At 71.7% G+C, this 26,350-nt stretch carries 20 protein-coding genes and 2 pseudogenes; 12 read left to right on the top strand and 10 right to left on the bottom strand.

Annotated features, from left to right (window positions below; translation table 11 throughout):
* Positions 1-11: 11 nt before the first annotated feature.
* From ABZ896_RS00265 to ABZ896_RS00275, 3 genes are all read right to left on the bottom strand, one after another.
* Positions 12-2,945 carry a nitrate- and nitrite sensing domain-containing protein gene (locus tag ABZ896_RS00265; RefSeq protein WP_360919385.1) on the bottom strand — a complete coding sequence of 978 codons (2,934 nt, stop codon included), beginning with the start codon at positions 2,943-2,945 and terminating at the stop codon, positions 12-14.
* 84 nt (positions 2,946-3,029) lie between these two features.
* Complete coding sequence (locus ABZ896_RS00270; protein ID WP_360919388.1) at positions 3,030-4,043, bottom strand: substrate-binding domain-containing protein; 1,014 nt, start codon at positions 4,041-4,043, stop codon at positions 3,030-3,032.
* Positions 4,044-4,165: 122 nt separating this feature from the next.
* On the bottom strand, positions 4,166-5,008 hold the full coding sequence (locus ABZ896_RS00275; protein ID WP_360919391.1) for an SAM-dependent methyltransferase: 843 nt from the start codon (positions 5,006-5,008) through the stop codon (positions 4,166-4,168).
* Positions 5,009-5,066: 58 nt separating this feature from the next.
* Here ABZ896_RS00275 and ABZ896_RS00280 point away from each other — a divergent pair.
* Positions 5,067-5,533 (top strand): annotated as a pseudogene (locus ABZ896_RS00280) (Type 1 glutamine amidotransferase-like domain-containing protein); the annotation flags it as partial.
* A gap of 48 nt (positions 5,534-5,581) precedes the next feature.
* Here the strand turns inward: ABZ896_RS00280 and ABZ896_RS00285 are convergent.
* Together ABZ896_RS00285 and ABZ896_RS00290 are read right to left on the bottom strand one after the other, a co-directional pair.
* Positions 5,582-6,130 carry a DUF6114 domain-containing protein gene (locus ABZ896_RS00285; RefSeq protein WP_360919393.1) on the bottom strand — a complete coding sequence of 183 codons (549 nt, stop codon included), beginning with the start codon at positions 6,128-6,130 and terminating at the stop codon, positions 5,582-5,584.
* Positions 6,131-6,147: 17 nt separating this feature from the next.
* The gene (locus ABZ896_RS00290; protein WP_360919750.1) at positions 6,148-6,813 is read right to left on the bottom strand and encodes a DUF6230 family protein; all 666 of its coding nucleotides are present in this window, start codon (positions 6,811-6,813) and stop codon (positions 6,148-6,150) included.
* Between the two features lie 655 nt (positions 6,814-7,468).
* Between ABZ896_RS00290 and ABZ896_RS00295 the strand changes: the two genes are divergently transcribed.
* Positions 7,469-8,140, top strand: a complete 672-nt coding sequence (locus ABZ896_RS00295; protein ID WP_360919396.1) for a Tat pathway signal sequence domain protein — start codon at positions 7,469-7,471, stop codon at positions 8,138-8,140.
* An 18-nt stretch (positions 8,141-8,158) separates the two neighbouring features.
* Here the strand turns inward: ABZ896_RS00295 and ABZ896_RS00300 are convergent, their stop codons facing one another.
* Entirely contained in the window at positions 8,159-9,106 is a 948-nt protein-coding gene (locus ABZ896_RS00300) for a lytic polysaccharide monooxygenase (RefSeq protein ID WP_360919753.1), read from the bottom strand.
* 365 nt (positions 9,107-9,471) lie between these two features.
* On the opposite strand from ABZ896_RS00300, the gene ABZ896_RS00305 reads away from it, so the two are divergent.
* Positions 9,472-11,253 (top strand): S8 family serine peptidase, encoded by a 1,782-nt coding sequence (locus ABZ896_RS00305; RefSeq protein ID WP_360919399.1) that lies wholly within the window; start codon positions 9,472-9,474, stop codon positions 11,251-11,253.
* Between the two features lie 78 nt (positions 11,254-11,331).
* Here the strand turns inward: ABZ896_RS00305 and ABZ896_RS00310 are convergent, their stop codons facing one another.
* On the bottom strand, positions 11,332-11,994 hold the full coding sequence (locus ABZ896_RS00310; RefSeq protein ID WP_360919402.1) for a ScbR family autoregulator-binding transcription factor: 663 nt from the start codon (positions 11,992-11,994) through the stop codon (positions 11,332-11,334).
* Positions 11,995-12,130: 136 nt separating this feature from the next.
* Between ABZ896_RS00310 and ABZ896_RS00315 the strand changes: the two genes are divergently transcribed.
* The 4 genes from ABZ896_RS00315 (at position 12,131) to ABZ896_RS00330 (ending at position 15,824) form a co-directional block, all read left to right on the top strand.
* Positions 12,131-13,051, top strand: coding sequence for a ScbA/BarX family gamma-butyrolactone biosynthesis protein (locus tag ABZ896_RS00315; RefSeq protein WP_360919405.1), 921 nt, complete (start codon positions 12,131-12,133; stop codon positions 13,049-13,051).
* Between the two features lie 70 nt (positions 13,052-13,121).
* Entirely contained in the window at positions 13,122-13,772 is a 651-nt protein-coding gene (locus ABZ896_RS00320; protein WP_360919408.1) for a ScbR family autoregulator-binding transcription factor, read from the top strand.
* Positions 13,773-13,863: 91 nt separating this feature from the next.
* Positions 13,864-15,009 (top strand): damage-control phosphatase ARMT1 family protein, encoded by a 1,146-nt coding sequence (locus tag ABZ896_RS00325; RefSeq protein ID WP_360919411.1) that lies wholly within the window; start codon positions 13,864-13,866, stop codon positions 15,007-15,009.
* A gap of 74 nt (positions 15,010-15,083) precedes the next feature.
* Complete coding sequence (locus tag ABZ896_RS00330; RefSeq protein WP_360919414.1) at positions 15,084-15,824, top strand: class I SAM-dependent methyltransferase; 741 nt, start codon at positions 15,084-15,086, stop codon at positions 15,822-15,824.
* Here ABZ896_RS00330 and ABZ896_RS00335 read toward each other — a convergent pair.
* Complete coding sequence (locus ABZ896_RS00335) at positions 15,794-19,048, bottom strand: tetratricopeptide repeat protein (RefSeq protein ID WP_360919417.1); 3,255 nt, start codon at positions 19,046-19,048, stop codon at positions 15,794-15,796. The two genes, ABZ896_RS00330 and ABZ896_RS00335, sit on opposite strands and share 31 nt — an antisense overlap.
* A 65-nt stretch (positions 19,049-19,113) precedes the next feature.
* Positions 19,114-20,300, bottom strand: a pseudogene (locus tag ABZ896_RS00340) (cytochrome P450).
* A gap of 112 nt (positions 20,301-20,412) precedes the next feature.
* Between ABZ896_RS00340 and ABZ896_RS00345 the strand changes: the two are divergent.
* The 5 genes from ABZ896_RS00345 (at position 20,413) to ABZ896_RS00365 (ending at position 25,077) form a co-directional block, all read left to right on the top strand.
* Positions 20,413-21,435 carry an LLM class flavin-dependent oxidoreductase gene (locus ABZ896_RS00345; RefSeq protein ID WP_360919420.1) on the top strand — a complete coding sequence of 341 codons (1,023 nt, stop codon included), beginning with the start codon at positions 20,413-20,415 and terminating at the stop codon, positions 21,433-21,435.
* Positions 21,347-22,318 carry an ABC transporter substrate-binding protein gene (locus ABZ896_RS00350; protein ID WP_360919423.1) on the top strand — a complete coding sequence of 324 codons (972 nt, stop codon included), beginning with the start codon at positions 21,347-21,349 and terminating at the stop codon, positions 22,316-22,318. Before ABZ896_RS00345 ends, ABZ896_RS00350 begins: the two co-directional genes overlap by 89 nt.
* Positions 22,319-22,331: 13 nt before the next feature.
* The gene (locus tag ABZ896_RS00355; RefSeq protein WP_360919426.1) at positions 22,332-23,135 is read left to right on the top strand and encodes an ABC transporter permease; all 804 of its coding nucleotides are present in this window, start codon (positions 22,332-22,334) and stop codon (positions 23,133-23,135) included.
* Positions 23,136-23,320: 185 nt separating this feature from the next.
* Positions 23,321-24,244, top strand: coding sequence for an ABC transporter permease subunit (locus ABZ896_RS00360; protein WP_360919429.1), 924 nt, complete (start codon positions 23,321-23,323; stop codon positions 24,242-24,244).
* A gap of 47 nt (positions 24,245-24,291) precedes the next feature.
* Positions 24,292-25,077: an ABC transporter ATP-binding protein gene (locus ABZ896_RS00365; RefSeq protein WP_360919756.1), complete on the top strand. Its 786-nt coding sequence runs from the start codon at positions 24,292-24,294 to the stop codon at positions 25,075-25,077.
* Here ABZ896_RS00365 and ABZ896_RS00370 read toward each other — a convergent pair.
* Positions 25,065-26,321 (bottom strand): endonuclease/exonuclease/phosphatase family protein, encoded by a 1,257-nt coding sequence (locus ABZ896_RS00370; protein ID WP_360919431.1) that lies wholly within the window; start codon positions 26,319-26,321, stop codon positions 25,065-25,067. The two genes, ABZ896_RS00365 and ABZ896_RS00370, sit on opposite strands and share 13 nt — an antisense overlap.
* Positions 26,322-26,350 lie beyond the last annotated feature (29 nt).

Consider the following 26,350-nt stretch of genomic DNA (forward strand, 5'->3'; position numbering starts at 1 on the left):
GGCGTTGTCCTTCATGAGCGATCGGTCTGGGGAGTCGCGGTGGCGGCCGGATCCTGGGGGACGTCGAGCGGGTCGTCCTGGGGGGCGGGTGCGCCGTTCCCTGCGGCGGGGTCCTCCTGGGTGCCGAGCGGATGGTCCTGGGCGCGGGCCGGTTCCTCGTCCCGCGCACCGAGATGTCCGTCCTCGTCCTCGTCGCGGGCGCGGAGGGTGCCGCGCTGGAACCCGGCGAGGGAGGCGGCCGCGTGATCCGCGGTGAAGTCGTCGGCGACCTCGTCCACCACGGGCGCGTCGTCCCGCAGTTCGACGGCGAGACTGGTCTGCGGCACCCGCTTGGGAAGCGGCGCGAGACCGCCGGGGCGGGGGGCGGCGCCGGGGGCCCGGTGCGGGAGCCGCGGGGCGTCCCGACCGGCCGACACGGGAGCCTGGCGGTGCCCGGAGCCGGGCTCGCCGGGAGGTGGCGGGGGTACGGCGTCTGCGGCGCGGGTGCTCTCCGGGGGTACGGCGTCTGCGGTGCCGGTACCCTCCGCGGGCGTGGACTGCGTGGCCCCACCCCTGCCCGCGGCGTTCCAGGAGCGGACGGCGCGCTTCAGGGCCGTAGCGTCGTCGTCCGCGTCGCCGGAGCCGTCGGCCGCGCTCGCGGAACCGGCCGAGTCCACGGGGCGGTCCGCCCGCACGGAGCCTCCCGTCCCCGACGAGTCCTCACCCGCCGAGTCACCGGGCCCTGCCGCGTCGCCCGAGCCCGCGTCCGAGCCCGCGTCCGAGCCCGATCCTGAGCCCGCATCGGTGCCCGTGCCCGTGCCTGATCCCGAGTCCGAATCCGTGCCGGCACCCGGACCCGCTCCGAGCGCCTGGCGTGCCGTGCGCGCGGGGATCGCCTCCCGTGTCGGACCCGCGGAGACCGCTCCCCGTGCCGCGCCCGCGGGAACCGCGCCGCGCGCCGTACCCCTCCTCGCCTCGGCCCCGGCCCCGGCATCCGCGTCCCCCGCCCAGTGCCCCGCGTCCGGCCGCCGACCGGTCCCCGCCTCCTCGCGTACGACGATGTCGTGCGGGATCAGGACGATCGCCGTCGTTCCGCCGTACGGCGAGGAGCGGAGGGTCACGGTGATGCCGTGGCGGGTGGCGAGGCGGGCGATGACGAACATGCCGAGGCGGAGGTCGTCCGCGAGGGCGACCACGTCGAACTTCGGCGGTACGGCCAACTGCGCGTTGAAGGAGGCGTAGTCCTCCTCGGACAGGCCAAGACCCCGGTCCTCGACCTCGACGGCGAGCCCCTTGGCGACCAGCCCCGCCCGCACCCCGACCGGGCTCGGCGCGGGGGAGTACAGCGTGGCGTTCTCGATCAGCTCGGCCAGCAGATGGATCACGTCGGCGACCGCGGGCGGCGCCAGCGACACCTCCTCGTCGGTGTGCACCTCCACCCGCTGGTACTCGGCGACCTCCCCGACCGCGCTGCGCAGGATGTCGACCAGCGCCACCGGCTCGGTCCAGCTACGACGGGGCTGCCCGCCGCTGATGATGACCAGGTTCTCCTCGTAGCGGCGCAACTGGCTGGCCGTGGAGTCCAGTTCGTACAGTCCCGCCAGCACGTCCGGGTCCTGGTGCTGCCGCTCCAGCGTGTCGAGCCGGCTCAGCTGGAGGTTGACCAGGTTCTGGCTCTGCCGGGCGATGCCGAGGATCACCTTCTGGAACCCCCGCCGGGTGTCGGCGAGTTCGACCGCGGTCTCCACCGCCGTACGCTGCGCGGTGTTGAACGCCTTGGCCACCTGCCCGAGTTCGTCCGAGCCGTAGTCCAGCTCGGGCGCGGCCCGGTCGATGTCGACCGGCTCACCGCGCTCCAGGCTGGCCACCACGTCCGGCAGCCGCTCCTGCGCGAGCCCCAGCGTGGCCTCGCGCAGCCCGCGCAGCCGCCGGGACAGCGACCGGGTGATCCGCCAGGACATCCACACGCACAGCAGCAGGGCGACCAGGCCCGCGGCGCTGAGGGAGGCGGCCGTCAGCAGCAGCCCGCGGGCCTTGTCGGCGCTGCGGGTGAGCAGTTCGGAGGTCTGCTGCCGGATCAGGGCGGCGTAGCGGACGGACACCTTGTCCATCGCGGCCATCCACTTCTGCCGTTCGTTCGGCAGCGCGACCCGGCCGTCGGCGTCGGGCCGGGCGGCGAGCACCTGGTCCTCGACGGCCAGCAGGTTCTTCCAGTCCGCGCTCGCCAGGATCCGCTCGGTCTCCGCCTTGGCGTCGCCGGTCAGCGCGGGCAGGATCTGGTCCTCGACCAGCCAGCGCCGGGTGTTGACCAGCTGGACGAACTGTTCCCACGACTTCTCGTCGAAGTGCCCGGACGGCCAGGCCAGGGTGAGCTGGGCGTCCTCCTGGGAGGTCAGCTCCGCCGCGTGCTCCAGGGCGACCAGCGGGCCCGCCTGCGAGGTGAGGTCGCCGTCGTCGACCTGGGAGAGCTCCTGGAAGGCGTGGATCTGGTCGTCGATGATCGACGTGTACTGGTCCAGGGCCTGCGCGGCGGTGATGTCGCTGGGGTCGTCCACCTGGTCGCGGTAGTACTCCAGGCTGCCCACCGAGCCGAGCACCGAGTACAGCTGGTCGGCGATGCGCGAGGGCGCCCGCTGGATCTCGTCGGACCGGCCGACGAGCTGGGCGACCGCCTTGTCGGTGTCCGCGCGCTTCTCGGCGAGCCCGGCCTTCGCGCCGGGCACCTTGGCCAGCCAGGCGGCCGAGAGGGCGCGTTCGCCCTGGAGCGCGAGCGTGGTCTCGGTGCCCATCGCGCCGGTCTGCTTGCTCAGTTGGGTCTGCGAGCGCAGCCGGAGGCCCTCCGAGAACATCTGCGTCGTCGTCACGCCCCACAGGGCGGCGAGGGTGACGCTCGGCACCAGGGCCAGCAGGATGAGGGAGAGACGTATGGAGCCGAGGCGGCGCCGGGCACCTTTCCGGTCGGGCATGGTCGTCCTTGGGCGGTCAGGGAGTTCGGGGCGGAGGGGACAGCGGGAGGGGCAGCGGAGCGGGGGAAGGTTCCCCCGAGACGGTCAACGGGTGCCCGCCGCCGCGAACTTCGCGACCGCGGCGACGTTGGTGCGGGTGACGAACGCGGGTCCGGTGAGCACGGGTGCCGCGCCGCCGCCGGTGATGTTGCCGTTGGTCCGGTAGAGCCAGAGCGCGTCCACGGCGAGGTAGCCCTGGAGGTAGGGCTGTTGGTCGACGGCGAACTGCACCTGCCCCTTCCGTACCGCGGCGACGATGTCGTTGTTCAGGTCGAAGGTGGCGATCTTCGCCGTGCTCCCGGCCTCCTTCACCGACTTGACGGCGTCCAGCGCGAACTGCGCGCCGTTGGTGACCACTTCGTCGATGCTGGTGTCCTGGCGCAGCCTCGCCGTGAGGGCGGCGTTCACGGCGTCGGGGTCGGTGCCCTCCACGTAGAGGTTCTCGGTGTCGCCGTCGAAGGTCTTCTTCACGCCGGCGCAGCGGGCCTCCAGGGCGACGTTGCCCCGCTCGTGGATGACGCACAGCGTGTGCCGGGCCCGGTACTCGTCGAGCTTGTTCCCGACGGCCGTACCGGCGACGCTCTCGTCCTGGCCGAAGTACTCCAGCAGGCCCTGTGCCTTCCATTCGTCGATCCCGGAGTTGAGGCCGACGACGGGGATGCCGGCGGCTCTCGCCGCGCGCACCGGTGCCCGCATCGCGGCCGGCTTGGCCAGGGTCACCGCGATGCCGTCGACCCGCTCGGCGACCGCGTCCCGCACCAGCTGCGCCTGCCCGGCGGAGTCGGCGTCATTGACGTAGGTCAGCTCGATGCCGTCCTTGGCGGCCGCCGCCTCGGCGCCCTTGCGCACCCGCTCCCAGAAGGCGTCGTCCTTGCCCGCGTGGGTGATCAGGACGACCTTCCGCCCGGAGCCGGCGGCCTTGGCCCCGCCCGCCGACGCGCCGAGGGCGTGGTCGCCGGAGCCGGAGCAGCCGGCGAGCAGCAGGAGGGCGACGGAGGTCAGGGCGGCCACGCGCACGGACGGGAAGGACGAAGCCCGAGGTGGGGGAGGAGTGTTCATGGAGTGCGGCACCTCGCTGTGCGGCCTGGCAGGCGGAACGCGAAAGGGGGCCGAAACGCGGAAGCATGTCGACCGGTTGAACTTTCACTGGCTCGGAGCCAACCGCGTGTGACCGCCGGTAGTCAAGTGATCAGCCGCTGGTAGCCGGTTCTCGGTGCCGCATCGTGATGATCTTTACGGCCCACCACCCCGTACATGGCGATGTCCTCGTCCCTCGTCACTTCTGTGCCGGTGCCGTCCGGGCGCCACTTGTGGACCTGGACGACCCCCGGCTCGACGAGCGTGAGCCCCGTGAAGAACTCCGCGGCCTCGGCCGACGTGCGCAGACGCATCGGCATGCCGCGGGCGGCGTACTCGCGGGCGACACGGCCGACTTCTGCCGGGGCGAAGTCGGCGGTGCCGACGGACATCGCGAGGTAGCTGCCGGAGGGGAGGGGGTCGAGGAGCCGGCGCACGATGCCGACGGCGTCGTCCTCGTCGGTCATGAAGTGCACGATCGCGATCACCAACAGGGCGACGGGACGGTCGAGATCGAGTGTCGCGCGCAGTTCGGGCGCGTTCAGGATGGCCGCCGGGTCCCGCATGTCCGCCTCGACGTACGCGGTCGTGCCGGCCGGCGCGCTGCCCAACAGGTCGCGGGAGAGCCGGAGTACGAGCGGGTCGTTGTCGACGTACACGACCCGTGCGTCCTCGGCCGCCGCCCCGGCGATCTCGTGGATGTTGGGCGAGGTCGGGATCCCGCTGCCGACGTCGAGGAATTGCCGTACCCCCGCCTCCTCGGCGAGATACCGCACCGCCCGGTTCATGAAGTCCCGGTTGGCCCGCATGTGCACGGGCAGCGCGGGCCACTCCCGGACCATGGCGTCCCCCGCCTCACGGTCCGCCGGGTAATGGTCCCGGCCCCCGATGATGTAGTCGTAGATCCGCGCCGAATGCGCGCTCCCGGTATCGACATCACGCTCCATGTCCCTCCTTTCCCACGCACAACTCCGCTTCAACCCAAGGAAGTTGCCCCATGCCCACGCCGGTTTCGACCTCACTCCGGCTCAGCCTCTTCCCGATGCCCAACCTGGAGGACGTCGAGGGGACCGTTCTGGAGCAGGACGTCGTGTGGGTCATGGGCGGGTCGGTGGCCAACCTGCTCGCCGTGTGGCGGGTGCACGGGGTGGACCGGATCATGCGGCGGGCCTGGGAGGCCGGGGTCGTGCTCAGTGGGGTCAGTGCGGGGTCGTTGTGTTGGTTCGAGGGTGGTACCACCGACTCCTAAGGGCCCGAACTGCGGCCGCTCGCCAACGCGTTGGGGTTCCTGCCGTACGGCAACGGTGCCCGTCACCCACTGCACGGACGACGGCGTCGGCCTGGTCTACCGTGGCACCGAACTCGTCGAGGCCGTGGGCGAGTTGCCCGGAAAGGGCGCCTACGTCGTCACCCGCGACGGCGACAGCGCCGTCGAGGAACGCGTCGAACCGCGCAGACTGCCCGGCGAGTGAGCCGGCGCCTGCGCGGTCCGAGGGCCGGGACGGCCGTACGCGTTCGTGTTACTGAGCGGCCTGGGGTGAACCGACCGCCATCCCGGTCCGGGCCGTGCCCGGCTCGTCACCGGGCTGCCCCGGATCGGTCGCCGACTCGTCCCGCGCCGTCCGCTGTGCCGCCCTGCGCCGGTCCCGACGGCTCGTCCGCGGGTCCTGTTCGGGCAGCCAGCCGAAGGTGAGGATGCTGCCCACGACGCCGAGCAGGAGGCCGACCATGAAGCCCCCCAGGTTCGAGGTGAGCCAGGTGCCCATGGAGCACAGGACGCCGACGATCGAGTAGAACAGGCGTTGTGCCGGGCTGAAGAGGATGAGCAGACCCGCCAGGATCATCAGGGTCGGCAGGAGATAGCCCGCCACGCCCTGCATCCCGACGTGCATGACGACCTTGATCGAGGCCTTCATGGTCAGCAGGATCCACGCCCCGCCCAGGGTGAGCCACAGCCCGCCCCAGAAAGGACGTTCATACACCCAGCGGGTGAACCTGTCCTCGGTGAGCAGAAGTTGATCGCCGCCCACACGCTGCTGCTGTCCGCCGTGCGGTTCCTGTCCCGCCACGGGCTCCTGGCTCTCCATCAGCACCCCGAGCTGCTGAAGCTCATCTTGAGGCCGGGCAGCTTGAACACGCCCGCCGTGGTGGCGTAGTTGGTCTGTCGCAGGTTGGCGATGTAGACGGTGTCGGCCTGCTGGCTGAAGACACCGAGGGGACCCTTCACACCCGCCTTGGTGAGGGTGCTGGCGTCGTTGCCGATCTCGATGTTGTCGAAGGAGGCGTCACCGGACAGCTCGGTCGAGTCGGTGGTCAGGTCGGTCGCCTCGACCTTCTTGTCCCCCTGGCCCGCCTTGATGAGCAGGTTGGTGCCGCCCAGGTCGACGCTCTGGCACAGCTTGGTGAGGGTCGCGCTCTTGATGGCGGAGGTCATCACCAGCACCTGCCCGCCGGTGTCGCCGGCGTTCGGGCTGTTGTCCGCCATGTTGTCGAGGCCGCCGAACTGCTCGAACCCGGTGCCCTTGAGCTCCGTCGCGGTGACCGTGAAGGGCATGCCCGAGATCGCGAACTGCACTCCCAGAGCGCCTTCCGCGGTCAGGATCGCGAGCCCCGCGGTGATCGCGACGGCCGGAACGGCCATGATCGCGGCGCGGCGTCCGCGGACCCGGCCGCGTCTTGCCGGTCTGGGACCGCTTTCCGGGCTTTCTGGTGTGTGGTCGGCGGACGAACTGACGTCCGAGGACGAGGCCATGTCTGCTCCCATGCGCTTGATGTGGTGCGGGTCGGGCTTCAGTGGCACGTTGTCCTGGCGCGGACAGCGGCTGCGGCGCACGCCTCCTGGCAACTCCCGGCGGGTGCAAGGGCTTTCACATACTCCGCAGTAGCCAGCCAGGAAGTTACCGGCGGTTACGACCATGGGTCAAGCAAGTTGTGAGTAAAGGGTGTCGATTGTGCGACAGGTGTGATCAACTACGGCCGCGCGTGCTGTGAAAATGCCAGTTGACGCGCCAACTCCCCAATGATCTCTTGACGTTGACGGACACTCAGGTCTACAACTCTCCCTGGCTTCCCCCGGATCCGTGGCGCCGGATCCAGCCGCCGGGTGGTGCCTTCCGCGTTCCCGGACCATCTGTCCACTGCGGACGATTCACCGCCCTGTCACCACCCTCCACGGGCCCGTACGGCCACTTCCCCCCAGCGGCCGCGGCGGGACCGTCCCTCCGCCCGGCCCGGCCGGGGCCCTCCCCCCATTGGGTCTCCGGCCGGTCACCGGCCGGCTGTCGTTGCCGGTCCGTCACGTACGGAGAAGGCGTCACGGGTCGGCAACGGCGGGCGCCGACGCGCGTCCCGAGGACGTCGGCGTCCCCTTCACCCTCACCCCCACCTCAGAGAAGAGGCACACCCGCATGCGTATGCGCTCCCTGCTCACCGTCACCGCCGCCGGCGCCGCGTTCGCCCTCCCCGTGGCCGTCGCCGCCTCGGCCCCCGCCGCTGCCGCCGACATCGCGGTCCTGACCACCGGCTCGGTCGGCGGCACCAACGTGGCCGACGGCGCGACCATCACCGCGCCCCTGGCCAGCGGCACCACCGCCACCCTCTACTCCACCGCGACCGGCACCACCGGCATCACCTGCACCACCTCGCAGTTCACCGCCACGGTCGACACCGGCGGCAACCCGACCGCTCCCGGTACGGCCACCGAGTCGCTCACCGGTCACACCTTCAGCGACTGCACCTCGAACAACGTGGGGGTGCTCGGCGTCACCAGCATCACGGTCAACAACCTGGCGTACACCACCAGCGTGGCCTCCGACGGCACCGTCACCGTGACCCCGGGGACCGCCGGCGCCATCCAGACCACCGTCGTCCTCAGGACCCTGCTCGGCAGCGTCACCTGTGTCTACCAGGCGACGAACGGCAGCCTCGCCGGCACGGCCTCCAACACCGACAACAGCATCGCCTTCACCAACCAGCAGTTCACCCGCAGCTCCGGCTCCTCGCTCTGCCCGAGCAGCGGCTTCTGGACCGCGAAGTACGCCCCGGTGACCACCGGCGGCGAGTCCGTCTACGTGAACTGACCCGCTACCAGCGGTAGTTCAACGCCGGCGCAGACGTAGCGCCAGGGCGGCGCCCCCGGTGAGCACCAGCACCGCGGCGGCGCCGCCCGCCAGCATGGGCGCGGACGGCCCGGAGCCGGGCTCGGTGTCCGCGGCCACGTTGGAGGCGTCGGGAGCGGTGGCCGCCGACGAACGGGCCACCCCCGACGGGACGACAGACGCGGCCGCCGGTGAACTCCTCTTCGCGTCAGGCGACTTGGCCGGATCGGCACCCTCGGCCGACTTCGACGCGGAAGGCGGCGAAGGTGTCGACGGCGTCGTGCTCTTCTTCCCACCGCTCCCCGCGGCCGCCGCCGGGAACACCACGTCCGAGCACGAGTAGTACGTGTCCGCCGTACTGCTGTTCTGCCAGATCGTGTACAGCACCTGCCGCCCCGTCCGGTCCTTCGGCAGCGTCATCCTGATCCGGTACGCGCCGTCCGTCAGCGCCGGGTCCTTCACCTGCGCGAACGGCTGCTCGGGCAGGTCGGACCAGGTGAGCGGCTTCGTCGGGTCGTAGCCGGGCTCGGTGAGGTACATCCGGAACGTGCCGGTGTGCGGGATCGTCGAGACGTACTTCATGGTCAGGGAGGCCCCGGGGGTGAGCCGGGTCGCCGGCCAGTCGGCGCGCGCCAGGTCCAGCCCCTTGTACGCGGCGAGTCCGCCGCTGCACAGCTCGCCGTCCGGGATCGTCTGCCGGTCCCGGCCGTTCACGTTCGCGACGCGCAGGTTGTCCCAGGCCGCGAACGACGTCCCGCCCGCGGCGATCGCCGCCCGGCAGGCCGCCGTACCCGAGGAGGCGCCGTCGGGGGAGCAGGCGAAGACCCGGCTGACCGGATCCGTCGGCGCGCCGTGCGCCAGTGCGGGGGTCGCCGCGAACACCGTCAGCAGGAACGGTGCCGTGAGCGCGGCCGCGACACGGGTGCGGCGGGCGGTCTGCCAGGACATCCGGGACATCCGGAACGCCTCCTCGGACGGCGTGGGAACGATGTGCTCCCGAGCAGTACGGGGCGCGGGCCCCTGGCGTTCACCCGTGCGCAAAGGCGCGGGAAACGGGCGTACCGCAGGGGCCGTCGGGCAACGAGGGTGGGTTTCCGGCCGGATCTAGGGTTTCCCCTGTATTCCCATGACCTTCCCTTTGCCTATCGTTCGAGCACAGACGACCCACAGGTAACCCCGAACGGGTCGGACCCCACGCTTTCGGCCGGCCGCCGCGCGTCCTTTCCCGGCTCCACACCCCCCGCCGCTTCATCGACGAAGCGATTCGACCGCCGCTCCGCGCTGCCCGGAGCACGGCCACGAAAGGCAAGCCCTTGCGTACCTCCCCCTCCCTGCGGCGGAAGCTGATATCCGTCGCCGCCGTCTCCGCGGCCCTGCTCTCCGTCGGTACGGCCTCCGTCGCCGTCGCCCAGGACGCCCCCGCGCAGGAGGCCGCCGTCCCGGCCGCGCTCACCGAGGCCGCCCCCGGCGCCCCGGCCGAGCGCCTCATCGTCGGCTACAAGTCGGGCGCCGCCGAAGCCACTTCGAACGCGGCCGCCGAGGCTGACGCCGCCGCCAAGGACGCCGACTTCCAGCGCCGGCTCGGCACCGGCGCCGCCCTCGTCGACCTGGGCACGAACCCCAGCACGGCCGAAGTCGCCGACGCCGTCGCCGAGTTCAAGGCCGACCCGCAGGTCGCCTACGTCGTACCGGACCGGCTGAACAAGCCGCAGGCCGACCCGAACGACACCGAGTACGCCAAGCAGTGGGACCTGTTCGAGTCGACGGCCGGCATGAACGTGCCCGGCGCCTGGACGACCTCGACCGGCACCGGTGTGACCGTCGCCGTCATCGACACCGGCTACGTCGCCCACACCGACCTCGCCGCGAACATCGTCGCCGGCTACGACTTCATCTCCGACACCGCGGTCTCCGTCGACGGCAACGGCCGCGACAGCAACCCGGCCGACCCCGGCGACTACTACGCGGCCAACGAGTGCGGTTCGGGCATCCCGGCCTCCAGCTCCTCCTGGCACGGCACCCACGTGGCCGGCACCATCGCCGCCGTCACCAACAACAGCAAGGGTGTCGCCGGCATCGCCTACGGCGCCAAGATCTCCCCGCTGCGTGTGCTCGGCAAGTGCGGCGGCTACGACTCCGACATCATCGACGCCATCACCTGGGCGTCCGGCGGCACCGTCTCCGGCGTGCCCGCCAACACCAATGTCGCCAAGGTCATCAACATGAGCCTCGGCGGCGACGGCGCCTGCACCTCGGCGACCCAGACGGCGATCAACAACGCCGTGAGCCGTGGCACCGTCATCGCCGTCGCCGCGGGCAACGACAACGACAACGTCGCGAACCACTCGCCGGGCAACTGCAACAACGTCATCTCCGTCGCCGCGACCAACCGCACCGGCGCCAAGGCCTCCTACTCCAACTACGGCTCCCTGGTGGACATTTCCGCGCCCGGCGGCCAGACCAGCACCGGTACCGCCAACGGCATCCTGTCCACGCTCAACTCCGGTGCCACCACGGCCTCTTCGGAGTCGTACGCCTACTACCAGGGCACCAGCATGGCGACCCCGCACATCGCGGGCCTGGCCGCGCTGCTGAAGTCCGCCAACTCCTCGCTGACCCCGGCGCAGATCGAGACCGCCATCAAGAACAACGCCCGTGCCCTGCCGGGTGCCTGCTCGGGCGGCTGCGGCGCGGGTCTCGCCGACGCGGCGAAGACGGTCGCGGCGGTGAGCGGCGGTACGACGACGGGGACCACCTTCTCCAGCACCACCGCGGTCGCCATCCCGGACAACGGCTCCGCGATCGAGTCCTCCATCGCCGTCAGCGGCCGTACCGGCAACGCCCCCTCGACCCTCCAGGTCGGCGTCGACATCACCCACACCTACCGCGGTGACCTGGTGATCGGCCTCGTCGCCCCGGACGGCACGGTGTACAGCCTGAAGGCGGCCAGCTCCTCGGACTCCGCGGACAACGTCAGCACCACCTACACGGTGAACGCCTCCTCGGAGGTCGCCAACGGGACCTGGAAGCTGCGCGTCCAGGACACGGCGGCCCAGGACACGGGCACGCTCAACAGCTGGAAGCTGACCTTCTGAGCAACCCCGTAGAGGGTGCGGGCCGGCCGGTGCGGATGGGACACCGGCCGGCCCGCCTCGTTTCTCGGGCCGCCCGCCTCAGACCTCCGCGCCGACCAGCCGCGCGCTCTCTGCGGAGGCCAGCACGCGCCGACCGCGGTCGGGCCGGCTGTCGAGGGCGGGCAGCAGCCCCGGTACGGCGACGCCCGGCAGGATGTGCCGCCACATCACGGCGATCCGGTGCCCCAGATCGTCCCGGCCGCTGAGGGCGCGGGACATCAGCTGGACGCCGGCGAAGGCGCCGACCAGCAGCTCCGCGGTGTCCCGCGGCTCCACCGTGGGCAGCAACTCGCCCTGGTCCCGGGCCGTGTGCAGCATGTCCTCCAGATGATCCCCCCACTGCCGGAACGGCCCGGTGTGGTCGACTCCGGGCGCCGAGCACTGGTCCACCGTCAGCCGCACACTCCCCTTGAGCAGGGGGTTGCCCAGCAGCCGCTGCCCGAACACGAACGTGATGTCGATGATCTCCTGCAGCTTGCAGGGGTGCGGCGGCACGGCTCCGAGGGACAACTGCTCGTCCAGGACCGCCTGGGCGAGCGATTCCTTGGAGGGGAAGTGGAAATACAGGGCACCTTTCGTCACATCCGCGCGCTCCAGCACCATCGCGATGGTGCTCGCGGCGTACCCGTACTCGTCGAAGACGGCGCCCGCGGCCTCGATGATGGTCCTGCGTGTCCTGATGGCGCGCTCCTGTCTCGCCATAAGAACCCCTCCCATGCGTCGAGTTGGGTCTTGCTCGGTCTCATTGAAAACAGACCGGAATCCCTCGTACTCTATCGCTCACCGGCACGGGCACCTCGCCGTCCGTCATCGCACCGCGGGGAACGAGGGAGGGAACATGCCAGAGCTGCGGCAGTTCGCCGAGGTCCGGACCGGCACCGGGTCGCTCACGGTCACAGTGCCATGCCAGTTCGTGCACCGCGCAGCCGTTGCTGAAACGTTTCTTACGGGCTGGGTGAAAACGGGCACCGACCGCTTCCGCATCACCGCCCAGTGGCCGCGCGCCCATCAGTTACACGTGTCGGCGGACCGGTCGGCGTACGAACCGCTGCTGGTCGCGGAGACCGTCCGGCAGAGCGGAGCGCTCCTCGCGCACGCCGCCTACGACGCCCCGCTCGGCGACTGTTTCGTGCTCCAGGAACTCCATGTCGACACCCGCCCCGAGCACCTGGCCGTCGGAGCCGTCCCCGCGGCCCCCGTTCTGGATGTCACCGTCGACGAGGTCCGCCGCCGCGGCGGGCGGGCGACGGGCCTGCGCTACGAGGCCGTCGTGCACCTCGGCGGCGAACGGATCGGGGGTGGTCGCATCGCCGTGACCTGGACGAACGCCTCCGTCTACCGCCGACTGCGAGGCGGCCGTACGCACACCGCCGCCGCGCTCTGCCTGCCGCCGCTCCCGCCCGCGCTGCCGGCCGCGGCGGTGGGCCGGGCGCAGCCGGCCGACGTGGTGCTGGCCGCCGCCGACCGCCCCGATCACTGGCGGTTGCGCGTCGATACCGCCCATCCCGTTTTCTTCGACCACCCCCTCGACCACATCCCCGGCATGCTGATGCTCGAAGCCGCACGTCAGGCCGTTCGCGTGCGCAGCGGCGGCGAGCGGGTGGCGGTGTCCTTACGGGCCGCCTTCCACCAGTACGCGGAACTCGATCAGCCGGTCCGCGTGGAGCTGAGCGAGGTGGACGGTTCCCACGTACAAGTCGTGGCGGTACAAGGGGAGTCGGTGGTCTTCGAGTGCCTGGTGGGTACCGCCGCACGGTGAGATATCGTGTACAGGGAGTGAGAAACAAACGGCATGACCCGTTCTTTTCCGTACCAGGAGTGTGCAGTCGATGCCGAGGCAGCTACGCGCCGAGCAGACCCGAGCGACGATCATCAGTGCCGCCGCCGACCTGTTCGATCGCCGCGGCTATGAGTCGACGAGTCTCAGTGACATCGTCGAGCACGCCCAAGTGACCAAAGGCGCCCTGTACTTCCACTTCGCCGCCAAGGACGACCTCGCCCACGCGATCATGGAGATCCAGTCGCGGGCGTCGCGGCAGGTCGCCGGGGACGTGGAGGCGCGCGGGTACTCCTCGCTGGAGGCGCTCGTCCGCATCACCTTCGGGATAGCGCGGCTGTCCGTCGAAGGGCCCATCCTGCGGGCCGGGTTGCGGCTGGCGACCGGGGGAGTGGAGGTGCGGCCGCCGCTGCGGCACCCGTTCCAGGAGTGGCTGGACCTGTCCTCCGGGAAGCTGGTCGGGGCGGTGAAGGAGGCGGATCTCCATCCGGATACCGACGTGGATGCCGTTGCGCATGCGCTCGTGTGCTTCTTTGTGGGGACGCGGGTGGTGGGGCGGCGGCTGGAGCCGGTGTCCCGACAGCCGCGGAGGCTTGCGCAGATGTGGCACGTGATGATCCGGGGGTTGGTGCCGGTTCCGCGGCGGGCGCGGTATCTGACGTTGGTGAGTCAGTTGGAGCAGGAGAGTCGGGTCGTCGGGTAGCGCCGTTGTGGCTGCGGTGAGTGTCCGGCTTGCCCGCCGTGGGGGCTGGTCGCGCAGTTCCCCGCGCCCCTGAGGGGGTTACAGTCGCGGCATGATTTCCGGCGCTCCTGTCATCCTCAGCAATGAAACCGGGTCCTTTCCCTTCAGCGTGCTCGCCGAGCGGCATCCGGCGATCATTCGGCAGGTGCGGGAGGCCATTCCTTACGGTCCCCAGCAGCATCTTGCGTTGGACGCGCTGCTCGACAGCTGTACCAAGGGTGTTGTCGAGGCGCTGCCCGGTGACTCCTGGGAGGCGTGGGGGATCGGGGAGTTCGTCGGGCGGTCCTGGTTCGATGTGCCGTGGCTCTGGAGCGAGAGTTACTTCTACCGGCGGCTGCTCGATGCCGTGGGGTATTTCGGCGACGGGCCCTGGCGGGGGATCGATCCGTTCCGGCCCTCCAAGCTCGCCGAGTTGGAGTCGCGGGAGACCGACGAGGAACTCGCCGCGCTCGATGAGTTGGGCTCCTTGCCCGTCGAGGAGCAGGGGGCCGCTCTGCTGCACGGGTCGTTGTGGGGGAACCGCGCCGACCTCGGGTTCCGGCTCTCCGACTCCGACGCCGAAGGGCGGGACGCCGTATCGGATCTCGTCGCCGACGACAGCGACGCCTTCTGGTCGTCGGTCGGGGGCACGTTGGCGGTGATCGCCGACAACGCCGGGCGCGAGCTGATCCCCGACCTGCTGCTGATCGCCCATCTCCTCGAACACGGGCGCATCGAACGGGCCGTACTCCATGTGAAGCCGTACCCCTACTACGTCTCCGACGCCACCACCGCCGATGTCGTCGACGCGCTGCGGCGGCTCGTGCGGGCGCCGGGGGAGGCCGCCGCGTACGGGCGCCGGCTGTGGGACGCCATGGGCGACGGGCGGCTCGACGTACGGGCCCATCCGTTCTTCTGCGCCCCCCTGCCGTACGCCGACCTGCCCGACGACCTGCGTGCGGAGCTGGCCGGGGCGACGCTCACCGTGCTGAAGGGCGACCTCAACTACCGGCGCCTGGTGGGCGACCGGAGGTGGCCGCCGACCACGCCCTTCGCCGAAGCCACCGGGTATTTCCCCGGTCCGGTCGCCGCGCTGCGTACCCTGAAGTCCGAGGTGATCACCGGCCTCGACGCGGCCACGGAGGCCGCGCTGGTCGGTGCTCAGGGGCAGCGCTGGCGGACCGGCGGCACCCATGCGCTGATCCAGGTGCGGCCATGAGGAGGCGGTAGGCTGCCGACTTGTACCGGTGGGCTGCCATACGTCCCGCCGACGGGCAGCGAAAGAGGACGTCATTGACCCCGCGGTACCTGAGCAATCCTGGGGAGCCCGTCTACGACGTGGACGCACGGCGCTATGTCGACGTCACGGATCCCCGTGACGAGGCCGACCTGCACGACGTGTTCACGGACATCTACCGCACCAACCGCTGGGGCTCCGAGGAGACCCGCTCGGGGCCCGGCTCCGAGAAGCAGCGCATGAAGCGCGTCGTCGGCCAACTCAGCGAACTCATCGAGGAGTTGGGGGTGCGCTCGGTGCTGGACGCGCCCTGCGGCGACTTCAACTGGATGCAGTTCGTCGATCTGCACGGCGCCTCCTATCTCGGCGGGGACGTCGTCGCGGAGCTCGTCGAGAGCAACCGTGTCCATCACCGCGGCCCCGGCCGGGAGTTCCAGCTGCTCGACTTCACCGCGCAGCCGGTGCCCCGCGTCGACCTCATCGTCTGCCGGGACGCGCTCGTGCACTTCTCCTACCAGCATGTCGTGGAGGCGCTGACCCGCTTCCGGGAGAGCGGCTCGCGCTACCTGCTCACCACGACCTTCGCCCGCACACGCGCCAACACCGACATCGTCACCGGCTGGTGGCGCCCGATCAACCTGCGGCTCGAACCCTTCGGCCTGCCCGAGCCGTTGCGGGTCCTCGGCGACGAGGAGTCCGACGACTTCTACGACGACAAGGCGCTGGCGCTGTGGGACCTCGGGCAGATCCCGGCCCGCTTCCCGGGCTACGAGCCGGCGGCCGCCGAGTCGTTGTGATGGGCGGAGTGCAGGTGGGCGATCGCCTCCTCGGCCGCCCGGGTCCGTGGGTGCCGTAGCCCCAGGACCTCCTCGCACGCCTCCCGCACCTCGCTGAACTCCGCCTCCGCCGCGTCCAGTTCACCCTTGAGATGCAGCAGGTCGGCGAGGTTGTGGCGGACGGCGAGGGTACCGGGGTGGCGCGGTCCGAGCGTCTCGACGCAGTCCGCCAGCACCGTCCGGTACTCCGTCTCCGCCTGCTCCATGCGCCCCCGCAGATGCAGCACGTGCGCGGCGCCGTGCCGAACGGACAGCGTCATCAGGTGCTGTTCGCCGAGCACGGTCCGCCGGGCCTCGTACACCTCCCTGAACTCCCGTTCCGCCGCCTCCAGTTGACCACGGTCCTTGAGCAGGTCGGCGAGGTTGTGGCGGACGGCGAGGGTGCCGGGGTGACGGGCGCCGAGGGTCTCGACGCAGTCCGCGAGGACAGTGCGGTACTCCGTCTCGGCGCGGTTGGTGCGGCCCCGCAGATGCAGCACGTGCGCGGCGCCGTGCCGTACCGAGAGGGTGAGCAGATGCTGCTCGCCGAGCACTTCGCGGCGGGCCGCGTAGACCTCCCTGAACTCCGCCTCGGCGGCCTCCAGTTGACCGCGCTCCATGAGCAGGTCGGCGAGGTTGTGCCGGACCACCAGGGTCTGGGGATGCATATCTCCCAGCAGCCGGCGGCGCACCTCGAAGACCTCCCGGAACTCGGTCTCCGCGTCACCCGGCCAGCCCCGGTCGCGCAGCACGGTGGCCAGGCCATGCCGGGCGGCCACGGTCTCCGGGTGGTCCTCGCCGTCGGTTGCGGCGCGCAGCCCGAGCACCGTACGGAACTCGTGCTCGGCCGCCCCGAGCAGACCGCGGTCGCGCAGGACGTCCGCGAAGCGGTGCCGGACGCTGAGCGTGAGCGGATGGCGTTCTCCCAGCACCTCGACGCACACCCCGAGGGTCTCCTGGAGTTCCTCCTCGGCCTGCCGGAACATGCCGCGTTCGTGCAGCACTTGGGACGCGTTGTACCGAAGGGCCAGGGTGTCGGGGTGCCGGTCGCCCAGCGCCTCCCGGTAGGCGTCGAGCAGCAGGCGGTACTCCTCCTCGGCCTCCGCGAGCAGCCCCCGCTGCTGGGACATGCGGGCAACTCCCTTGCGGGCGGCGAGCGTCTGCGGGTCGCCCTCGCCGAGCAGGGTGCGCCGGGTCGCGTACACCGTGCGGTACTCGGCCTCCGCCTCGGCGGGCCGGCCCCGGTCGCAGAGCAGCTCCGCGAGCGCGTACCGGGCGTCGGCGGTCTCGGCCGCCGCGTCGCCGAACAGGGAGCGGGTGTCCTCCAGGACGCCGCGGACCAGGGTCTCGGCGGCGGCCAGCCGACCCCGCAACTGCAGCAAGTGCGCGGCCGCCGACCGTACTTCGAGCGCGTCCGGATCGCGCGGACCGCAGGCCAGCACGATCGGCTCGCATCCGTCGAGCACCTCCTCCGCCCGGTCCAGCCAGCCCCGCCGGATCAGATGCCGGGCCCCGGCCGCCGCCGACCGCAGCGCCTTCGACACCAGGTCGTCGGCGGCCTCGTACGGGTCGTCGATCAGGGCCAGCGGGGCGTCGCAGTGCGGGAGCAGCAGCCTCCAGCGCGGCCAGTCGCGTGGATCGTCCTCGCTCAGTTCGGCGGTGGCCCCGACGACCAGGTCGGCGACGACGGCCGCGTACTCCTCCAGGTGTTCGGCGAGGTCCCGCTGGAGCCGGCCGGCGTCCCGGACGAGCGGGTGCAGCAGCAGGGTGCGGGCGTGGTCGTCGCCGCCGCGCGGGGTGTGCAGCTCGACCAGGCCGAAGTCGGCGAGCGAGGTGAGCGCGGTGAACAGCTCCTGGGGCGTCATGCCCGGCAGCAGCCGCGAGGCCGCCAGCCGGTCCGGGCGTAACAGGCTCACCAGCGGCACCGGGGCCTCGCCCAGACAGCACAGCAGCCGCATGAGAGGCCGGGCCTGGGTGATCCCGCGCCGTTCGAGGAGGTCCAGCGAGAGTTCCCAAGTGCCGCTCACCGGAGCTGAGTTGGCAATCCCGGGCTGGCCCGGCGGGTCCTCGTCGAGGAGTTCGGCGAAGCGCTCGTCGAGGGCGGCACGATAGTCGGCGTACGTCCGCACGGTCGTCGTCCCCGGCCAGGCGGGGAAGGCGGAGGCCGCCGCGAGGTGGGAGCCGGCGATGCGCAGGGCCAGCGGCAGCCCGCCCAGCCGGAGCGCCAGCAGCCGGGCGTCCTCGCGGGAGCCGGCCCGCTCGCCCGCGAGGTCCCACAGCACCTCGGCGGCGTCGGCCTCCTCCAGCGCGTCCACCGGGTGCAGGGTCGCCCACGGCCCCCAGGTCGCGGGGCTGCTGTCCCGGCTGGTGATCAGCACCAGGCCCGGCAGCTCCGCGGCGGGCCGGATCCAGCCGGTGCCCTCCGCCAACCGGCCCTGCGGGGCGAGGTGTTCGGGCTCGTCGGCGTTGTCCACCACCAGCAGCCACGGGCTCGCGGTGTCGCACAGCCGCCGCCACAACAGGTCGGTCGCGCTCGAACGGCCCGACCAGGCACGGTCGATGAGATCCGCGGGCGTCCCCAGCGCGGCCACCACCTCACGCATCCCGGCGCTCAGCGCGGCCGGGTTGGACGCGGTCACCCACCACACGTCGACGCCCAGCGCGGCGGCGTACGCGGCGATCTCCAGCGCGACCGTCGTCTTGCCGCTGCCGCCCATGCCGTGCAGCACTCGCACACCCGAAGTCGGCTTGCCCACCAGCTGCTTGAGGGTGTCCAGCAGCGGCTCCCGGCCCCGCACCCGGCGGTCGAGGCGGCCCAGCGGAGGGGCCACGGTCAGGGCACCCGGCGCCCGGGTCTCCAGGGCGGCGGGCGACGCCTGCTGGACCTGGATGAAGACCGGCCGGGCGAAGCCGGAGAACTCCTGGACGAACTCGGTCAGCAGCCCCGACAGCGCCGGGTCGCGGGCCAGCAGGCCGCGCAAGGTGGTGTCCAGTTCGTCGCGCTGCTCGCGCAGGATGATCTCCTGGCGGCCCGGCGGAGCGGCCTCCAGCGTGGCCCGCGCGCGGTCCAGCCGCTCCACGTCCTCGCGGCGCAGGAACCGTACGATCCGGTGCCGGGCGGCCTGCCAGGCATCCGTGGTCATCAGCCCGACCATCGTGCCCGCGGCAGCGGCGGCGGTCTGGGTGAACAACTCAGCCCCGAACATCGAGGACCCCCTGTCGGCACACACCTCGACGGCTACGTCCGAACCCCTCTCCCGCTTTCAGGTTCTCATGTCACGCCGACAGGAAGGGACTTGATCCCGTTGATGAAGTTCGACACGAGACGTCCGGGAGGTGCCGCGAGCCGTGGTGCGGGCAGCGCGCGCAGCGCCTCCCGGTACAGGATCCGCAGCTGGAGGCGGGCTGGGGGCACCCCCTCTGGGGGAGGGTGCCCAGGCAGACGTGCGGCCCGTCCCCGAACGAGACGTGCGGATTCGGTGTGCGGCGAGGTCCAGCACGTCCGGCGCCGCGGAGACCCGTTCGTCCGGAAGGTCAGCACGGGCGGATGCCGGCGCAGCAACTCGTCCACGGCGGTGGAGAGTTGGCCGGGTTCGGCCCGCAGCCGCTCGTACGCCCTGGGACGTTCCACCAGCGCCAGCAGCCCGCCAGGGCGCGCGCTGCGGACGGTGTCGTTGCCCGCGACGGTGAGCAGGAAGAAGAACATCTCCAGTTCACCGGCGGCGAGTTCGGGGTCGTGGGCGAGCTTGGTCAGCACGTCGTCCGCGGGGTGCCGCAGCTTGTGCGCGGCCAGTTCGCGGGCGTAGGCGAACATGTCCGCCAGCATCGCGGGGGAGCGCGGGTTGACCGGTTTCCCGTCTGCGTCGAGCACCGGCGTACCGGCCTCGTCCGGATCCTGGTGGCCGATGACCCGTTGGGTCCAGTGCAGGAGCAGGCCCCGGTCGCCGTCCGGGACGCCCAGCAGGTCGGCGAGGTTGAGGAGGGCGTAGTCGTCGGTGACGGCGGAGACCAGGTCGACGGTGCCGTCGCCGGCGCGGGCGGTCTCCACGGCGGCCGCGAACAGCTGCCGGGCCCGCTCCTCGGCCACCGTCGTGAACCGCTTGATGCGGCCGGGGGTGAAGGCGCGGCTCACCGTCCGTCTCAACCGACCGTGCTCCGACGGATCCTGATTGAGCATCATGCGCCGGATGAAGGGCAGGTCCGCCGGGTCCGGATCCCGGATCTGGGTCGCGCCGAGACACGAGGAGTACGTCGACGGGTCCTTGAGCACCCGCACCACGTCCGCGTGCCGGGTCACCGCCCAGAGCCCCGGCCCGGCCGGCCGAGCACCGCGGACTCCTCCTGCCGGGCCACCGGATGGTGGTCGCGCAGGACGCGGTAGTCGTCGTACGGCACGGCGACGGCGTACCGGCGCGGATCGAAGACGTCGGGGATGGGCGGGGCCTGGCTCACGGTCACCCGAGCAAGGTGGCGCGGGCGAGGGCGCCTAGGCAAGGGCGCGTGGGGGCGGGACGAGAACCGGCCGCCGTGCTGTTGACCCTCTCGACCCCACCGGGAGGAGACCGGCGACATGCGCCTGGGAGTGGCACCGCACCGACTGTGGCCCACCGACGAGGAGGACCTCGACCACGTCCTGGAAACCACCCGTACGGCCGAGGAGTTGGGCTTCGACCACGTCATCGCGAGCGGCCACCTGCTGGCCGGGGACCTCGGCGTGACCCCGGACCCGCTGGTCCTGCTGTCCGCCCTGGCGGGGGCCACCACCCGGATCGGACTGGTCACCAGTGTCCTGATCCTGCCGCTGTACGACCCGGTCGTGGTCGCCCACCAGACGGCCACTCTGGACCGGCTCTCCCGGGGCCGGTTCACACTGGGCGTCGGCACCGGCTGGGACGCCCGTGAATTCGCCGCGGTCGGCGTCCCGTTCGCCGGACGGGGCCGCCGGGCCGACGAACAGCCGGCCGTCGTACGGGAGTTGTGGCGGGACGAGGGGGAGGAGCGGCTCGGTGTGCGGCCGCGGACGCCCGGTGGTCCGCCGGTGTGGATCGGCGGCCACAGTGACGCGGCCCTGCGCCGGGCCCTCCGGTACGGCGACGCCTGGCACGGTTCCGGTCTCGGCGCGGCCGAACTCGTCGAGGTCCGGCACCGGTTGGCGGCGCTGGAGGCGGGGCGTGATCCGGCCAGGCCACCCCTGGAGTTGACGGTGGGTCAGTTCCTCGTACCCCCGGGGTTCGTGGCCGCCGTCGACCTCCCGGGCGCCCGCTGGGCGGCTCCCACCCGACCGCCGAGGGGGTGCGCGAAGAGCTGCGCGCGCTGGCCGGCGCGGGGCTCGCCTCCTGCTCGCTGTGGCTGCCGGTGGCCGCGGACGCGCTGCCCGACGCGCTCGACTGGGTCGCGCGGGAGGTCCTCGCGCATCGGGAGATCCTCGCGCATTTCTCCAAAGACCGCTGATTCGGCTGATCGTGGTGTAGTGATCATGTCAAGCGGTCGGTCATCATGGCCCGATGGCGTTACGTCCTTGGCGTTCGGGAAGTGGAAAGGCGGCGGCCGTCGCGGCCGCCCTCGTGCTGGCGCTCTCCTCCTGCGGCGGTGACGGGGACTCCGGGTCCTCGGGCGGCGGCACGAAGACGGTCCGGGTGGCCGCGCTGCCGCTCAGCGACTGCGCCATGCTCTACATCGCGCAGGAGCGGGGGCTGTTCAAGAAGGAAGGGCTCGACGTCCGCATCCAGCAGATCCAGCAGAGCCTCCAGGCGCTGCCCGCCCTGTCCAAGGGGCAGATCGACATGGTCGCGAGCGCGAACTACGTCACCTACTTCCAGGCCCAGGACCAGGGCACCCTCGACATCCGGATCGTCGCCGAGGCGATCCGGGCCGCGCCGCACATGATGGACGTGCTGGTGCCCAAGGACTCGGACATCAAGACCCTCGCGGATCTCGCGGGCAGGAAGCTCGCCGTCAACGTCCTCAACAACGTCCAGTCCCTCACCTTCAACGAGATCCTCGAGAAGCAGGGCGTCGCAGCGCCCGTCTACCGGCAGATCCCGTTCCCGCAGATGGGTGCCGCGCTGGAGAAGGGGCAGGTGGACGCCGTCCATGCCGTCGAGCCCTTCGACAGCTCCATCCAGGACGAGTTGGGCGCCCGGGTGCTGGTCGACGGGGACTCCCCGCCCGTCCAGGGGATCCCCCTCAGCGGCTACATCACCACCTCGCGGTTCGCCGGGAAGAACGCGGAGACACTCGCCGCGTTCCAACGGGCGATCAGGGCGGCCGTGAAGCTCGCCGACGCGGATCCCTCGCTGGTACGGAACGTGCTGCCGACGTACACCAAGGTGACGAAGGAGCAGGCGGCGAAGATCGATCTGCCGGTCTATCCGGCGGCCATGGACGGGACGCAGATCGCCCGGATCACCCAACTCATGGAGAAACAGAAGATGTTGAAGAAGCCGATCGATCCGAACACGCTGCTGGTGAAGTGACGGAGCCGTCCCGGTGCGCCGACTGAGGGGCCGTCAGGAGCTGTGGCTCGGTCTGCTCGGCGTGCTGCTCGCGTTCGGGGTGTGCGAGGCGGTGAGCCGGGCGGGGCTGGTCCGGCGCACGTATCTGCCACCGGCTTCCGAAGTCCTGGCCCGCGCGGTCGAGTTGGCGGGGGACCCCCTCTTCCTCGACGGCATCGGGGCCACGCTGCGGGCCTGGGCGCTGGGACTCGCCCTCGCCTGCGCGATCGCGGTGCCGCTCGGGCTGCTGCTCGGCAGTGTGCCGCTCGTCGACGCGGCCACGCGGGCGATCGTGGAACTGCTGCGGCCGCTGCCCTCGGTCGCGCTGATCCCGCTGGTCTCCCTGCTCCTCGGCTCCGGCACCGAGACCGAGGTCGCGCTCATCACGTACGCCTGTGTCTGGCCCATCCTCTTCAACACGGTCTACGGCCTCGGCGAGACCGATCCCCTCGCCAAGGACACGCTGCGCGCCTTCGGCTTCGGCCGCCTCGCGGTCCTGCTCCGTGCCGAACTCCCCGCCACCGCCCCCTTCATCGCCGCCGGCGTCCGTATCTCCGCCGCCGTCGCCCTCATCCTCGCCATCGCCACGGAGATCCTCTCCGGCTTCGGCGAGGGTCTCGGCATCTTCATCGCCCAGTCGGGCCTCTCGACGGACGGCACCCGGGACGTCCTGGCGGGCGTGGTGTGGGCGGGCGCGCTGGGGCTGCTCATCAATGGGGTGCTGGTATGGGCCGAGCGGCGGCTTTTTCCGTGGACCCCGGAACACCGGGAGGCGGACGGGCGGGTGGCGGGACGGTGAGCGGGGCGGGCGAGCGGGGGCGGGGAGAGGAGCGGGACGCCGGGGCGGGGGCCCGCGAAGGGGAGGCGCGCCGCGAAAAGGGGCGGAGCGGGTCGTCCCGGGAAGCGGAGGTGCGCGGGGAAGAGGGGCGGAGCGGGTCGTCCCGGGGTGCCGGACCGGGGCGTGGGAGCAGCGAGCCCTCGGCCGTGGCCGCAGCGCGAGGCGCCTCCGCTCGGGCCGTCCGTCCCGGCGCTCCGTCGGAGCAGGTCCCGTCCGGGCGCCGTACGAGCCGTCCCTCGGCCCGGGCGCGCCTCGCGAACCGCCCGCCCTTCCTCTCCGCCCGCTCGCACCCCACCTCCCACCCCGCCCTCCTCCGCTGGCTCGTCCTCCTCCTCGCCGTCGGGGTCTGGGAGCTCGCCACCCGGGCCCGCGGCAGCGTCTACTTCCCGCCTCCCGGCCGTATCGCCCGCCACATGTACGACCTCTGGTTCGACGGGCCCGTTCGGCATCTGTTCCTCAGTTCCGCCGCCGTGGACGACATCCTGCCCAGCCTCGGACGGATGACCGCCGGGTTCGTGCTGGCCGCGTTCGGCGGGGTCGTGCTGGGCGTCGCCGTCGGCCGGTCGCGGTGGGCGTACGCGCTGTGCGACCCCGTCCTCCAGTTCGCCCGGGCCGTCCCGCCCCCGGCTCTCGTCCCCGTCTTCGTCGTGGTCTTCTCCTTCGGCACGCCGATGCAGATCGCGTCCATCACCTTCAGCGCCGTCTGGCCGGTCCTCGTCAACACCGCGGCCGGCGTCCGCTCCACCGACCCGCTGCGCCTGGACGTCGCCGCGGTACTGCGCCTGAACACCGCCGAACGCCTGTGGTTCCTCGTCCTGCCCTCCGCGCTGCCCCGCGTCTTCGCGGGCCTGCGCCTGAGTCTTTCGCTCTCCCTCATCCTCATGGTGTTCTCGGAACTGCTGCCGGGCACCGCGAACGGCATCGGCTTCACGCTCACCGAGGCCCAGACCCGCTCCGACCTGCTCACCGTCTGGGCGGCACTGGTCCTGCTCGGCATCCTCGGCTATCTGCTCAACACCGGCCTGCTGGCGGTCGAGAAACGGCTGCTCGGCAGGGGGAGGGCCGTATGACCCACGCGACACGACCCCCGTCCCAGGGCGACAGGGCCACCGACGACATGCTCCGGCTCACCGCGGTCGGCCAGCACTACGGCGACCACCGGGTCCTCGACGACCTCACCCTCACCGTCCCCGCCGGCCAACTCCTGTGCGTCGTCGGCCCGTCCGGCTGCGGCAAGTCCACCCTGCTGCGCACCATCGCCGGCCTGCTCCCCGCGCGCGAGGGCACGATCACCGTCGACGGCACCCCCGTCACCGGCGTCCCCGACAACCTCGCCGTCGTTTTCCAGGACTACGGCCGCTCCCTCTTCCCCTGGCTCACCGTCCGCGACAACGTCGCCCTCCCGCTGCGCAGAAGGGGCCTCGCCCGGGCCGAACGGCGCGCCGAGGCGGACCGCATCCTCGACCGCGTCGGCCTCGCCGGCGCCGCCCGCCGCCACCCCTGGCAGCTCTCCGGCGGTATGCAGCAGCGCGTCGCCATCGCCCGCGCCCTGGTCTGCCGCCCCACCCTCCTGCTCATGGACGAACCCTTCGGCTCCCTGGACGCCCAGACCCGCGAGGACCTGGAGGACCTGCTCCTGGAGGTCCACCGCACCGACGGCACCACCATCGTGTTCGTCACCCACGACATCGACGAGAGCGTCTACGTCGGCGACCGCGTCGTCGTCCTGTCCCCGGGCCCCGGCTCGCGGATCGTCCAGGACCTGCCGGTCCGCCTCCCCGGACGGCGCGACCAGATCGCCACCCGGGGACTGCCGGAGTTCGTCGCCCTGCGCGCCGAGGTCGGACGGGCCGTACGCGGCAAGGGAGTTCAGGAGAGCGGCCCGGCGGCTCAGGAGACCTGAACGTCCTGCCACACCATCCGGTGGTCCGAGGTCGGCACCGAAGTGCCGTTGCCCACCAGGCGGTACAGCGGGTCGTCGGAGGTCGGCCAGAACACGCCGTTGCCCCGCGGTATCAGCCCGTGGGACGGCAGCACATGGTCCACCCGCAGATTCCCCGGCGCCGTGTCGTTGAAGTCCGAGGTGTCGTACGCCGGATCCCCGATGTGTGAGGCGTTCGCACCGCCCTGGAGCCGCGCCGCCTCCACCCCGCCCGCGCTCGCCGGCGGCCGCTTGGGCAGCCGTATCGCCGGATGGTCCAGCAACTGCCGTACGGCGTGGTCGTAGCTGTCGCCGTCGTACGGATCGGCGTTGAGATCACCCGCGATCACGAACCGCTCGCCCGGCCGCAGCCCGCCCCGGACGCCCTTGTCGTCGTACAGATAGGCGCTTCGCCGCCGCCCGCCGATGTAGTCGGCCCACAGGCGGATCTCGTCGTGGTTGCGCCGGCCGTTGCGGTCCTCGGGGCCGTCGAAGCTGGGCGGGGTCGGGTGCGAGACCAGGAAGTGCACGGTCTCGCGGCCGATGCGCACCGGCACGTCCCAGTGGCTCTTGGAGGACAGCCTGAGGATCGCCCGGGCCTCGGCGCTGTAGTAGCCCTCCGGGAGGACGTTGCCCGGCATGTCCCTCCACAGGAAGCGCTGGAAGGTGCGCACCGCGCGGGCGTCGATCGGGAACCTGGAGAGCACGACCATGCCGTACTGCCCCGGGAACCAGCCGTACCCGAAGGCGTCCTGGCCGTACGCGTCCGAACCCGGCGTCGTGACCACGCCGTTCTTCCCGTCCAGGTCCACGCCCGAGGGCACGCCGGTGTTCACCGGGGCGGTGAAGTGGTACGGGAAAGGCAGGGCTTCGGCGCCGTTGTGCCCGACGGCCAGGTAGTTGTCGAGGAACAACCGGACCGCTCTGCCGCCCGCCACGTAGTCGAACTCGTTGATCAGCAGCACGTCCGGGGCCACCCGCTGGATGGTCTCCGCGACGTTGCGCGCCTGGGCGTTGTCCGGCGTGGACAGGTCGGTGACGAGCGCGCCCTCGGTCGCGCGGTTCAACGACGCGTTGAAGGTGGCGAACCGGACGGTGCGGCGGCCGGACGCGGCCACCGAGGCCGACGCGGGTGCCGCGGCGACACCGGTCAGCGCCGCGCCCGCGAGCGCGGTGAGCGTGGTCCGGCGGGAGAGGGCTCCGGGGTGGGCCTGGGAACGGTTCATCGGGACTCCGGTGAGGGAGGGGACACGGC

Source organism: Streptomyces sp. NPDC047072 (assembly GCF_040643855.1).
Taxonomy (GTDB): Bacteria; Actinomycetota; Actinomycetes; order Streptomycetales; family Streptomycetaceae; genus Streptomyces.

Excerpts from the sequence above, each read along its gene's own strand:
- ABZ896_RS00320 (WP_360919408.1), top strand. The coding sequence starts at position 13,122 with ATGCCGAGGCAGCTACGCGCCGAGCAGACCCGAGCGACGATCATCAGT.
- ABZ896_RS00265 (WP_360919385.1), bottom strand. The coding sequence starts at position 2,945 with ATGCCCGACCGGAAAGGTGCCCGGCGCCGCCTCGGCTCCATACGTCTC.
- ABZ896_RS00350 (WP_360919423.1), top strand. The coding sequence starts at position 21,347 with ATGGCGTTACGTCCTTGGCGTTCGGGAAGTGGAAAGGCGGCGGCCGTC.
- ABZ896_RS00315 (WP_360919405.1), top strand. The coding sequence starts at position 12,131 with ATGCCAGAGCTGCGGCAGTTCGCCGAGGTCCGGACCGGCACCGGGTCG.
- ABZ896_RS00365 (WP_360919756.1), top strand. The coding sequence starts at position 24,292 with ATGCTCCGGCTCACCGCGGTCGGCCAGCACTACGGCGACCACCGGGTC.
- ABZ896_RS00300 (WP_360919753.1), bottom strand. The coding sequence starts at position 9,106 with ATGTCCTGGCAGACCGCCCGCCGCACCCGTGTCGCGGCCGCGCTCACG.
- ABZ896_RS00270 (WP_360919388.1), bottom strand. The coding sequence starts at position 4,043 with ATGAACACTCCTCCCCCACCTCGGGCTTCGTCCTTCCCGTCCGTGCGC.
- ABZ896_RS00295 (WP_360919396.1), top strand. The coding sequence starts at position 7,469 with ATGCGTATGCGCTCCCTGCTCACCGTCACCGCCGCCGGCGCCGCGTTC.
- ABZ896_RS00275 (WP_360919391.1), bottom strand. The coding sequence starts at position 5,008 with ATGGAGCGTGATGTCGATACCGGGAGCGCGCATTCGGCGCGGATCTAC.
- ABZ896_RS00310 (WP_360919402.1), bottom strand. The coding sequence starts at position 11,994 with ATGGCGAGACAGGAGCGCGCCATCAGGACACGCAGGACCATCATCGAG.
- ABZ896_RS00370 (WP_360919431.1), bottom strand. The coding sequence starts at position 26,321 with ATGAACCGTTCCCAGGCCCACCCCGGAGCCCTCTCCCGCCGGACCACG.
- ABZ896_RS00335 (WP_360919417.1), bottom strand. The coding sequence starts at position 19,048 with ATGTTCGGGGCTGAGTTGTTCACCCAGACCGCCGCCGCTGCCGCGGGC.
- ABZ896_RS00325 (WP_360919411.1), top strand. The coding sequence starts at position 13,864 with ATGATTTCCGGCGCTCCTGTCATCCTCAGCAATGAAACCGGGTCCTTT.
- ABZ896_RS00345 (WP_360919420.1), top strand. The coding sequence starts at position 20,413 with ATGCGCCTGGGAGTGGCACCGCACCGACTGTGGCCCACCGACGAGGAG.
- ABZ896_RS00290 (WP_360919750.1), bottom strand. The coding sequence starts at position 6,813 with ATGGCCTCGTCCTCGGACGTCAGTTCGTCCGCCGACCACACACCAGAA.